The organism is Streptomyces xingningensis (assembly GCF_054957865.1).
On record NZ_JBDJPF010000055.1, the window covers coordinates 39,591 to 49,758 of the forward strand.

Consider the following 10,168-nt stretch of genomic DNA (forward strand, 5'->3'; position numbering starts at 1 on the left):
TGGGGGGTGTGCCCGGCGCGGGGTCCGCGGCCGGGCCCGGAGGACGCGACGGCAGGGGCGCGACCTCACCAAGGCGTCGCGTTCATGCCAAATCGCCGGACGAGTATCCCGACCGGACGAGCCGGCGCACAAGACCGCACCCGGCCGCACAGAAGGGATCAGCAAGAAATCGACACCCCGTCCGCACCACCCGTACCCCGCCGATAAGCGGACGTCAATGTGCGCAGTGCGCACGGCACTTCAACGGCGGAGGTCCCGAGCCCGCGCAAGCCCGCGGCACAGACCTCCGGCAGGCGCCGCCCGCATGGGATGTTCCGGCATAAATGGCCGGGACGGGACCCTGCCCGTCGGCCGCCGGACCACCGGAGGCTACCGTCGGCCGGAGCGTTCGGCGGGGCAGCGGGCAGCCCGGCGGCGGCGCACGTCCTCGCTGCCTCTACAGTTGCGCGGGCGTGCAACCTTTCGGGGGTCCTGGACCTCTTTCAGTCGGGTACCGGCCGCATCGCGGCAGCTCCCGGGCGCAAGGTTGGCCGGACGACGGCTCAGAGGAAGACCGAGGGATACATGGGTGTGGGAGGACGGGCCGCGGCCCGGATGGCACAGAGGGTTCCGGGGAGGGGGCGCAATCCGGAGCTGTTGATGCTGGGATTCGCGGTGGTGCTCACCTTGTTCGGCTATGCCTGCGTGGGACTGGCCGTGGACGGCAAGGTGTCGGGGTCACTGGTCGGGTACGGTCTCGGGTTCGCGGCGGTCGCGGGGCTGGCACATCTGGGGGTGCGCAAGTTCGCGCCGCATGCCGACCCCTTGATCCTGCCGATCGCCGTCGGACTGAGCGGCCTGGGCCTGGTGCTGATCCACCGGCTCGACATCTCCTACGCCGCCCGGTGGCACGCCGCCCCCAACGAGTCCAACCAGCTGATGTGGAGTGCCATCGGCCTCGCCGTCTGCATCGGCATCCTGGTACTGCTCAAGGATCACCGCCATCTCCAGCGCTATACATACCTCATGGTGTTCGGCGCCCTGGTGCTGCTGATCGCCCCGGTGTTCTTCGGTGAGGACTCCTACGGCGCCAAGCGGTGGCTCAAACTGGGGGCGCTGTCCTTCCAGCCCGGGGAGTTTGTCAAGATCGGCATCGCGGTGTTCTTCGCGGGCTATCTGACGATGCACAAGGACGCGCTCGCGCTGGCCAGTCGGCGGGTGATGGGCTTCTACCTGCCGCGCGGCCGCCAGTTCGGCCCGATCGCGGCGGTCTGGGTGCTGAGCCTGTTCGTCCTCATCTTCGAGCGGGACCTCGGTACCGCTCTGATCTTCTTCGGGCTGTTCGTGATCATGCTCTACGCCGCCACCGAACGCGGCAGCTGGGCGCTGTCGGGGGTGCTCATGTTCGCCGTCGGGGCGGGAGTGGTGGGCTCCTTCGAGCCGCATGTGAAGGGCCGGGTCTTCGCCTGGCTGCACCCGATGTCCATCTACAACAATCCCCCGCCACCGCAGATGAAGTCCAACCAGGCCGCCGAGGCGCTGTTCAGCTTCGGCAGCGGCGGCGTGATGGGCACCGGCCTGGGCAAAGGACACTCCGACCTCATCAAGTTCGCCGGGCGCAGCGACTTCATCCTCACCACGGTCGGCGAGGAGCTCGGGCTGGCGGGCATGATGGCCGTCCTGGTGCTGTACGCGCTGCTCGTCGAGCGGGGCCTGCGGGCGGGGCTGGACGCCCGTGACGCCTTCGGCAAGCTGCTGGCCACCGGACTGTCAAGCGCCCTGGCCCTCCAGGTCTTTGTGGTCGCCGGCGGTGTCACCGGGCTGATTCCGCTCACCGGCAAGGCCCTGCCCTTCCTCGCCTCGGGCGGTTCCTCCCAGGTCGCCACCTGGGTGCTCATCGGACTGCTGATCAAGATCAGCGATTCCGCGCGGCGTCCCGATCCGGGGCCGGCCCCCAACACGGACGAGCAGGCCACCCAGCTGATACGGCCCTGACCGCACCCTCAGCACCGGCGGCCGACCCCATCGGGTCCGGCCGCCGTCGCGTCCCTCGATCTCGCGAAGCCGGATTTCGGCGACCCGGTGCGGCTCGGCCCGGTGACCGGTGCGGGGTCACCGGTCGGTGAGCGGGGACTCCCCGATGCGCGGCCCCAGCTCCCGGGCCAGCGCCAGCGCCAGGGCGCGGAAGATCCTGACCTCGGGGTCCCGGTCGGCCGCCCGGACGGCCAGGTAGCTGCTCTCCCAGGGGGCGTCCAGCACCGGCACGAAGACCGCGCCGGGCCAGGCGTAGTAGCGCGCGAAGGACTTCAGCCCGGAACCGGCCGCCCGCCCGGTGACCACGCCGGTGAGTACGTCCTGCGGGGTCAGCGCGAAGTCGGGGCCGCGGCGCCCCACCTCGTTGCCGAAGTAGAGGTAGTCGGTGAAGACACGGGGCGTGTGGTGCGGCACCCGGACGTACGGCAGGTCGGCGACATCGGCCAGGTGTGCTCCGGCCCGGCGGGCGTCGGCGAGCGGGGAGGTCTCCGGCACCGCGACGATGCGCTGCTCGGTGGTGAGCACATCGGTGGTGATGCGCTCGTCGTCGGGGGCGGGCCGGACGAACGCGACATCCACCCGGTCCCCGAGCAGCGCGCTGATGTGCTCGGTGTAGTCGAGCTGCCGCACCTCGACCGGGACTTCCGGGCGGGCGCGCCGGAAGGCGTTGATCGCGGCGGGGGTGAGCTCCGCCGAGCCATGGCCCATGATGCCGACCCGCAACGGCCTCGGGGTGTCGGGGCGGGCCGCCGCGACCTCCGCCAGATCGTCCAGCGCGGCATTGGCGGCGGCGAGCAGCGTACGGGCGTGACCGGCCAGCCGCTCCCCGGCGGGCGTGGGGGAGACCGGGTTGCGGTTGAGCAGGCGGGTGCCCAGTTCACTCTCCAGCCGCCGGATGTGCTGGGTGACGGCGGGCGGGGAGAGGAAGAGCCGCGCCGCGGCCCGGCCGAAGTGCTCTTCCTCGACCACCGCGAGGAAGGACGACAGCAGACGGAGATCCATGGCATCCAGCCTAAACACGCCCGGGAAGCGGGCCGTGGCCGCGTTCACAAGTCGTGAACGCGGGCAGTCCGGGCGGGCCGGTGCCTCGTACAACTGCCGTCATGAGCACAACGGCCCAACAGAGCACCCTGTCCACGCTCCCCCGGTCCGGTCCCCGCTTCGGGCTGCGGGCGGCCTGGATGATGACCGCGTCCGGGTGGAGCGCCAACCAGTTCTCCTCGCTGCTCGGCGCCTACCGGTCCGAGCTCGGCCTGACCGAGTCGGCCGCCACCGGTCTGGTGGCGGTGTATGTGGCCGGGCTGATACCCGGCCTGCTGATCGGCGGTCCACTGGCCGACCGGTACGGCCGCCGCCCGGTCGCACTGACCGCCCTGGCCGTCAACCTGCTGTCCACCTGCGTTCTGATGGCGGGGTCGGCCGCCACCTGGTGGCTGGCGCCCGGCCGGGTGCTGACCGGGGTGGGCGCGGGGGCACTGCTGGCCGCGGGAACCGCCTGGGTCAAGGAGCTGTCCTCGCCCCCGTTCACCCCGGACGTGGATCCGGGCACCGCGGCCCGCCGCGCCGGGCTGTTCGTCTCGCTGGGCTTCGCCTCCGGCGGGCTGGTGGCCTCGCTGATCGCCCAGTGGGCCCCGCACCCCATGGTGACCGCCTACCTGCCGCATCTGGTCCTGGCGGTGGCGGCCCTGCTGGCGGCCGGCGGTGCGCCGGAGACCCGGCCGGTGCGGCCGGCCTCGGCGGCGGTACCGGCCGTCGGGGTGGACTGGTCGCGCTTCCGGCGCGCCCTGCTGCCCCTGGCCCCCTGGGTCTTCGCCGCCCCCACCATCGGCTTTGTCACCCTGCCCGGCCTGGTCCACGGGCTGACCGGCTGGCGGACGGTCTACGCCGGGATCGCCACCGCCGTGGTCCCGGGTGCGGGGCTGCTCGTCCTGCCGCTGGCCCGGCGCCTGGTGGCCCGGCACCGGCCGGCCGCCGCGGTCTCCGGTCCGGCCGTGATCGTGGTGGGTTTCGCCGTCGCGGTCCCCGCCGCGGCGTCCGGTCAGCCGGTGCCGGCCCTGATCGCGGCGGCCGTGTTCGGTGTCGGCTACGGCCTGGCGCTGGCCTTCGGCCTGACCGAGGTCGCCGCGATCGCCCCGCCGGCCCGGCTGGCCCGGCTCACCTCGCTGTTCTGGACGACGGCCTATCTGGGCATGCTCGCGCCCTATGTGGTCACCCTGCTGTCCGGCACCTTCGGCACCCCGGTGCTGTTCGTGGCGGGTGCGGTGCTGGCGGCGCTGACCTGCGCGGCCCTGGGGGCGCTGAACCGGGACGGGCGCTGACCTCCGGTCCGCGGGAGCAGCTGCCGCCCCCGCGGCTCGAGGAGAGGCAACTGCTCCGGGCCGGGCCCGGCCGGACGGGGCACGACGAGACGACCCCGGGCGTCAGCCGGTGGCCACCGGGGCGTCCAGCAGAGCGGCGTGGTGGCGCCGGGCAACGGCGGGATGCGCCCGCAGCCAGCCCTTGATCTCATTGCGCCCGTACTCGGCGAACAGCGGGTTGGCCGCGTCCTGGGTGACGCCGGGGGCGTGGTGGGCGTGCGGGAAGGGAACGGGCTCGATGCGCGCGTCCAGCCGCGGGTTGTAGAAGAACGGGACGGAGTAGCGCTCCCGGCTGCCGGGCGGGCTGACCACCCGGTGATTGGTGGCCTTCAGATAGCCGTTGGTCGCCACTTCCAGCAGCTCGCCGAGGTTGACCACAAATGCGCCCGGCAGCGGCGGCACATCGAGGAACGACCCGTCGGGGGCCTCCACTTGGAGCCCGCCGACCTCGTCCTGCAGCAGCAGGGTCAGGAAGCCGTAGTCCTTGTGGGCACCCACCCCCTGGCCGGCTCCGTCGGGGGCGCTGCCGGGGTAGCGGACGAGCTTGAGGTGCAGATGCGGGCGGTCGGCGAAGGCGTCGTCATAGAAGTCCTCGGGGGCGCCGATCGCGGCGAGCAGTTCATGCAGCAGCAGCCGGGCCACCGAGCTCAGCCGCTCGATCCAGTGCAGTGCGGTGGTGCGCAACTCGGGAAGCGCGGCGGGCCACTGGTTGGGGCCCTCCAGCCACCAGTAGCCGGGCTCGCCGGGGGCGGGGATGCGTGGCGCGCGTTCGGCGCCTATGTCCATCTGGTCCCGCCAGTCCCGGCTGCCGCCGGTGCGCTCGTCGCCGATGCGGGTGTAGCCGCGGAAGTGCGGCGAGTTGAGATTGCTGATGGCCAGCCGGTCGGCTTCCGGCAGGGCGAAGAAGGCCCGGAGGGTGCGCATCAGCCCGGCGGTCTCGGCGGGGGTGATGCCGTGGCCCGTCAGATGGAAGAAGCCCACCTCGCGGGCGGCGGTGTGCAGTGCGTCATGGAAGCGGGCACGGGCATCGGGGCCGCCCGCGGCGGCGGAGAGATCGATGACGGGAAGCTCGTTGATCATGAGATGTCCACAGCGTGAGGGCCCGGACGCGCCCGGCGGTGGCCGGGTGGCCCGCGGCGCCGTCGCAGGGTGTGCGGACGGGGCGGGGCCGGGCGATGGGTGATAAGAGGAAAGCGAAGAGTTCGCCCCGGCCCGGAGAGCTCAACGGACGGCCGGAGCGAGGGTCAGCCGTGAGGGCGACAGGACATGCTCGTGACGCGCAGATAGTCCACGTGGCGTCGCTTTACCAACAGATTCACACCGTCGAGGGTATACGACCCGGTAACCTCCCGGGTCGGGCGGCGTCCGCCGTCAGGCCCGGCGCTTGTCCACCACCAGCGTGCGCTCGTAGTGCTTCATCTCCTCGATGTCGGCCGCATACGGCCTGATTTCGGCGAGGAACGGCGGGAAATGCGGGCCCTTGCGGAAGCCCTGCTCATGATCCTCGACCGAGGACCACTCGATCCGCAGGACGTAGCGGTCCGGTTCCTCCACGCCGCGCGCCAGCTCGTACCCGAGGCACTGGGGGGCCGCATACAGCTGCTCCACCGCGGTGGCATAGGCCTTCTCGAATGCCTTGCGCCGGTCCGGGTCGGCAATGCGGTAACGGACGTATTCAACGGTCACGTGACCTCCTCGGTCCACGCGCCAAGAGCCCGCCCGGACGCGTCGTGTGGGGGCGCCGTCCGAGCGGGCCGACGGCTGAGAAACCCGCCGTATTCCGCACGCTACCAGCCGGATCGGCACCGATTCGGCGCCGTCACTCACATGCGTATCCGCTCTCCGGGCGCCATCCGGACAATGCGGCGGCCATGCCGCATTCGTCCGCCTTGCGGCCCGGATTCGGCAATGGCTCGAATGAGTGAAATCCCGGAACTTCCCAAAAGGGTCAGAGTTACTCAGTTCGCTTCCCGACGGGAAACCTCTTCGATCGAAAGGCATGGACGTGCTCAAGAAGGCAATCACCACGGCTGTCTTGACGGCATCCGCGGTCGGCGCCGTCGCCGCCCCCGCGATGGCGATCGGCAACGACGACGACGTAGCCAACGCGAACGGCTCGAAGACCGGCTACGGCAACACCTCGACCGGTGGCCAGGAGAGTCCGCAGATGAGCCTGATCCAGGGCACGCTCAACAAGCTGTGCCTCGGCATCGGGAAGGTCAACGCCCAGTCGCTCATCGCGCTTCTCAACATCGGCCTCCAGGACATTCCGGTGCTCAGCTCCGAGCAGCAGCAGCAGTGCACCGACAACTCCACGATCGACAACGGCGACGACCCGGCATCGCACATCCTCAGCGAGATTCCGGTGCTGTCGGGCAACGGCTCGGCCAACGGCTGACCGGTCGGCGACGGTTCGGCGAAAAGCCCTCTGTTCCGGGTCAACACCTGGGGAACAGGGGGCTTTTACCTGCCCGCATTTCGCGCCGGAACCCTTGACGCCGCATTGGTCCAGGCCAACTATGTTCACCGCGCAACCGCCTCCACCCCGTGCACATCCCAGCCACCGGGAGCATTCGTGAGACGACGCATATCGCTGCGCACCATGGCAACCGCCCTGACCACGCTGGCCGCGAGCGCGGGGCTCGCGCTGGGCGGCGGCGGGACGGCCACCGCCGCGACACCGCTGCCACCGCGGGTCTTCGCGCCCTACTTTGAGACCTATGGCCCGGACAGCCCGGCCGCCCTGTCCGCCCAGTCGGGGGCGAAGCACCTGACGATGGCCTTCCTCCAGACCCAGGCGCGGGGTTCCTGTACTCCGTACTGGAACGGCGACACCAACAAGCCCGTCGCATCATCGGTGTTCGGCAGCGACATTGCGACGATCCGGTCCAACGGCGGCGATGTCATCCCGTCCTTCGGCGGCTATGCCGCGGACAACGGCGGTACCGAGATCGCCGACAGCTGTACGGACGTCAATCAGATAGCCGCCGCCTATGAGAACGTCATCACCACCTATGATGTGACCCGCCTCGACCTGGACATCGAGGACAACTCCCTCACCAACAGCGCCGGAGTGGACCGCCGCAACCAGGCGATCAAGCAGGTGCAGGACTGGGCGGCGAGCACCGGCCGCACCGTACAGTTCTCGTACACCCTGCCGACGACCACCACGGGCCTGGCCGACAGCGGACTCGCCGTGCTGCGCAGCGCGGTCGCCAACGGCGCCCGGGTCGATGTGGTCAACATCATGACGTTTGACTACTACAACGGCGCTCAGCACGACATGGCCGCCGACACCATAACCGCCGCCGAAGGCCTGCACGGCCAACTGGCGCAGCTGTACCCGGCGAAGACCTCCGCCGAGCTGTGGGCCATGACCGGCATCACCGAAATGCCCGGCATCGACGACTACGGTCCCGCGGAGACCTTCACCACCCAGGACGCGGTCAAGGTCTACGACTGGGCCGTCGCCAAGGGCATCAACACCCTCTCCTTCTGGGCGCTCCAGCGCGACAACGGCGGCTGCCCCGGAACCAAGGGCTCCGACACCTGCTCCGGTATCGCCCAGGACACCTGGTACTTCAGCCACACCTTTGCGCCGTTCACCACGGGCACGGCCCGCGGCCGCTGACACCTCTCGCCGTCCGGGGCGGCGACGGCCGCCGCCCCGGACGGTTATTTGCGGATAAGTGCAGCAAGCGGCAGACTTCTCGCGGCGCGGCCCACGGTGGGGCCGCCCACACCGACAACCACCCATCGAACCGCATCACCGAGCACGGCCGGGCGGCAGCATCGTGCCCCCTGGGGGCCGGAGGTCTTTAGTGATGCCGTTCCGGACGAGCCGCCCGGGGCCACGCCTCGGGGTGGAAGTGGCGGCCGCCGCGGCCGTCCTGGTGCTGTTCCATCTGGCCCTCCACCTGGGCCAGGGCACCACCATCCGGTTCGCAACGGGCCAGGCGGTGCAGGCCGGCACCGATCCGGCGCGGTTGCCCTACGACGCGCTGCGCAGCCTGCTGCGGATGTTCGCCGCGCTCGCCGCGTCCACCGTCTTCGCCCTCGGCTATGCCTGTGCCGCGGCCCGCAGCCGCCGCCTGGAACGGATCCTGATCCCCGCCCTGGACATTCTCCAGTCGGTTCCGGTGCTCGGCTTCCTCACCGTCGCGGTGACCGGTTTCACCGCACTGCTGCCCGGCTCCACGCTCGGTCTGGAGTGTGCGTCCATCTTCGCGATCTTCACCTCGCAGGCCTGGAACATGGCCTTCGGCCTCTACCAGTCGCTCATCTCGCTCCCCCGTGAACTCGACGAGCTCTCCCGCTCGTTCGGCTTCACCCGGTGGATGCGCTTCTGGAAGGTGGAGCTGCCCTCCGGGGCCATCGGCCTGGTCTGGAACGGGATGATGAGCTTCGGCGGCGGCTGGTTCTTCCTGGTCGCCTCCGAGGCGATCAGCGTCGGCGGTACGGGCCGCGCACTGCCCGGTGTCGGCTCCTACGCGGGGGCCGCCGTCATCGACGGCGACCTGGGCCGGGTCGGCTGGGCGATCCTCACCATGGCCGTCCTGGTCGTCGGGGTGAACTTCCTGTTCTGGCGGCCGCTCACGGCCTGGGCGGAGAAGTTCAAGAACGAACAGGCCGAGGCGAGCGAGGTGCAGCGCTCCTACGTTCTCCAACTGCTGCGCCGCTCGGGCCTGTCCCGGCTGCCGGGCCGGGCGCTGCGGCCCGTGGGGCACTCGCTCGCCAGGGCGGGCCGGGTCTTCGGACGCGACGACCGCCCGCTGGCCGTGGACGCGCGGCGGCGGCGCGCGGGCGACGCCGTCTTCGCGGCGGCCGCGGGCGCCCTGATCCTGTGGGGACTCCTCGACCTGGGCCGCTATGTGTATCTGCGGAACGGGCCGGGGATCTTCGGGGAGCCCCTGCTGCTGGGCCTGGCCACCCTCGCCCGGGTCACGGTGGTCGTGGTGGTGGCCACGGTGGTGTGGGTGCCGGTCGGGGTGCGGATCGGCTTCTCGCCCCGGCTGACCCGCTTCGCCCAGCCGCTGGTGCAGGTGGCGGCGAGCTTTCCGGCCAACTTCCTCTTCCCGCTGGCCGTCTGGCTCTTCCTGCGGACCGGCCTGTCCCTGGACATCGGCGGCGTCCTGCTGATGGCGCTCGGCGCCCAGTGGTACATCCTCTTCAACACCATCGCCGGCGCCATGGCCATCCCCACCGATCTGCGGGAGGCGATGGACGACCTCGGGGTGCGCGGGGTCCGGCGCTGGCGGCGCCTGATCGTTCCCGGCATCCTGCCCTCCTATGTCACCGGCGGAGTCACCGCGTCGGGCGGCGCGTGGAACGCCTCGATCGTCTCCGAGGTGGTCGCCTTCGGCGGCACCACGCTCACCGCCACCGGCCTCGGCAGCTATATCGCCCGGGCCACCGCCGACGGCGACCTGCCGCGCCTGATCACCGGGGTCGCGGTGATGACCCTGTATGTGGTGACCGTCAACCGCCTGGTGTGGCGGCGTCTTTACCGGCTCGCGGAAACCCGCTACGCCCTCTGAGCAACCCCGATGGAGCCCCCACATGGTGCTGAGCGCCCTCCGCAAGCTGCGTGCCGCCCGCGCGACGGCCGAGGCCCCGCCGCCCCGGGACGGCGAGGTGCTGCTCGCCGCGGACGGGCTGACCAAGTCCTATGCGGGCGCCGACGGCGAACTGCCCGTCCTCGCCGGGGTGGACCTGCGGGTGCGTGCCGGGGAGATAGTCGCCGTGCTCGGCCGCTCCGGCTCCGGCAAGTCCACCCTGCTGCGCTGTCTGGCCGGACT

General features: G+C 71.0%; 8 protein-coding genes and 1 pseudogene. 6 read left to right on the forward strand and 3 right to left on the reverse strand.

The genetic code is table 11. From position 1 onward, the window contains the following. Positions 1-639 precede the first annotated feature (639 nt). A complete protein-coding gene (locus tag ABCR83_RS24815; protein ID WP_462697391.1) occupies positions 640-1,974 on the forward strand; it encodes an FtsW/RodA/SpoVE family cell cycle protein in 1,335 nt (444 codons plus the stop codon). Between the two features lie 117 nt (positions 1,975-2,091). Here ABCR83_RS24815 and ABCR83_RS24820 read toward each other — a convergent pair whose 3' ends face one another. Further along, on the reverse strand, positions 2,092-3,015 hold the full coding sequence (locus ABCR83_RS24820) for a LysR family transcriptional regulator (protein ID WP_462697392.1): 924 nt from the start codon (positions 3,013-3,015) through the stop codon (positions 2,092-2,094). Between the two features lie 101 nt (positions 3,016-3,116). Between ABCR83_RS24820 and ABCR83_RS24825 the strand changes: the two genes are divergently transcribed. Next, the gene (locus ABCR83_RS24825; protein WP_462697393.1) at positions 3,117-4,331 is read left to right on the forward strand and encodes an MFS transporter; all 1,215 of its coding nucleotides are present in this window, start codon (positions 3,117-3,119) and stop codon (positions 4,329-4,331) included. Positions 4,332-4,433: 102 nt separating this feature from the next. Here ABCR83_RS24825 and ABCR83_RS24830 read toward each other — a convergent pair whose 3' ends face one another. Continuing rightward, on the reverse strand, positions 4,434-5,450 hold the full coding sequence (locus tag ABCR83_RS24830) for an isopenicillin N synthase family dioxygenase (RefSeq protein WP_462697394.1): 1,017 nt from the start codon (positions 5,448-5,450) through the stop codon (positions 4,434-4,436). Positions 5,451-5,741: 291 nt separating this feature from the next. Next, positions 5,742-6,056, reverse strand: a complete 315-nt coding sequence (locus ABCR83_RS24835; protein ID WP_462697395.1) for a putative quinol monooxygenase — start codon at positions 6,054-6,056, stop codon at positions 5,742-5,744. 319 nt (positions 6,057-6,375) lie between these two features. Here ABCR83_RS24835 and ABCR83_RS24840 point away from each other — a divergent pair, with 319 nt between their 5' ends. From ABCR83_RS24840 to ABCR83_RS24855, 4 genes and pseudogenes are all read left to right on the forward strand, one after another. Further along, complete coding sequence (locus ABCR83_RS24840) at positions 6,376-6,768, forward strand: rodlin (RefSeq protein WP_462697401.1); 393 nt, start codon at positions 6,376-6,378, stop codon at positions 6,766-6,768. 204 nt (positions 6,769-6,972) lie between these two features. Further along, positions 6,973-7,983: pseudogene (locus ABCR83_RS24845) on the forward strand (chitinase); the annotation flags it as partial. A gap of 211 nt (positions 7,984-8,194) precedes the next feature. Next, the gene (locus ABCR83_RS24850) at positions 8,195-9,907 is read left to right on the forward strand and encodes an ABC transporter permease (RefSeq protein ID WP_462697396.1); all 1,713 of its coding nucleotides are present in this window, start codon (positions 8,195-8,197) and stop codon (positions 9,905-9,907) included. Between the two features lie 22 nt (positions 9,908-9,929). Further along, the coding region (locus ABCR83_RS24855; RefSeq protein WP_462697397.1) for an ATP-binding cassette domain-containing protein at positions 9,930-10,168 on the forward strand (239 nt) is incomplete at its 3' end.

Excerpts from the sequence above, each read along its gene's own strand:
- ABCR83_RS24830 (WP_462697394.1), bottom strand. The coding sequence starts at position 5,450 with ATGATCAACGAGCTTCCCGTCATCGATCTCTCCGCCGCCGCGGGCGGC.
- ABCR83_RS24850 (WP_462697396.1), top strand. The coding sequence starts at position 8,195 with ATGCCGTTCCGGACGAGCCGCCCGGGGCCACGCCTCGGGGTGGAAGTG.
- ABCR83_RS24820 (WP_462697392.1), bottom strand. The coding sequence starts at position 3,015 with ATGGATCTCCGTCTGCTGTCGTCCTTCCTCGCGGTGGTCGAGGAAGAG.
- ABCR83_RS24825 (WP_462697393.1), top strand. The coding sequence starts at position 3,117 with ATGAGCACAACGGCCCAACAGAGCACCCTGTCCACGCTCCCCCGGTCC.
- ABCR83_RS24815 (WP_462697391.1), top strand. The coding sequence starts at position 640 with ATGCTGGGATTCGCGGTGGTGCTCACCTTGTTCGGCTATGCCTGCGTG.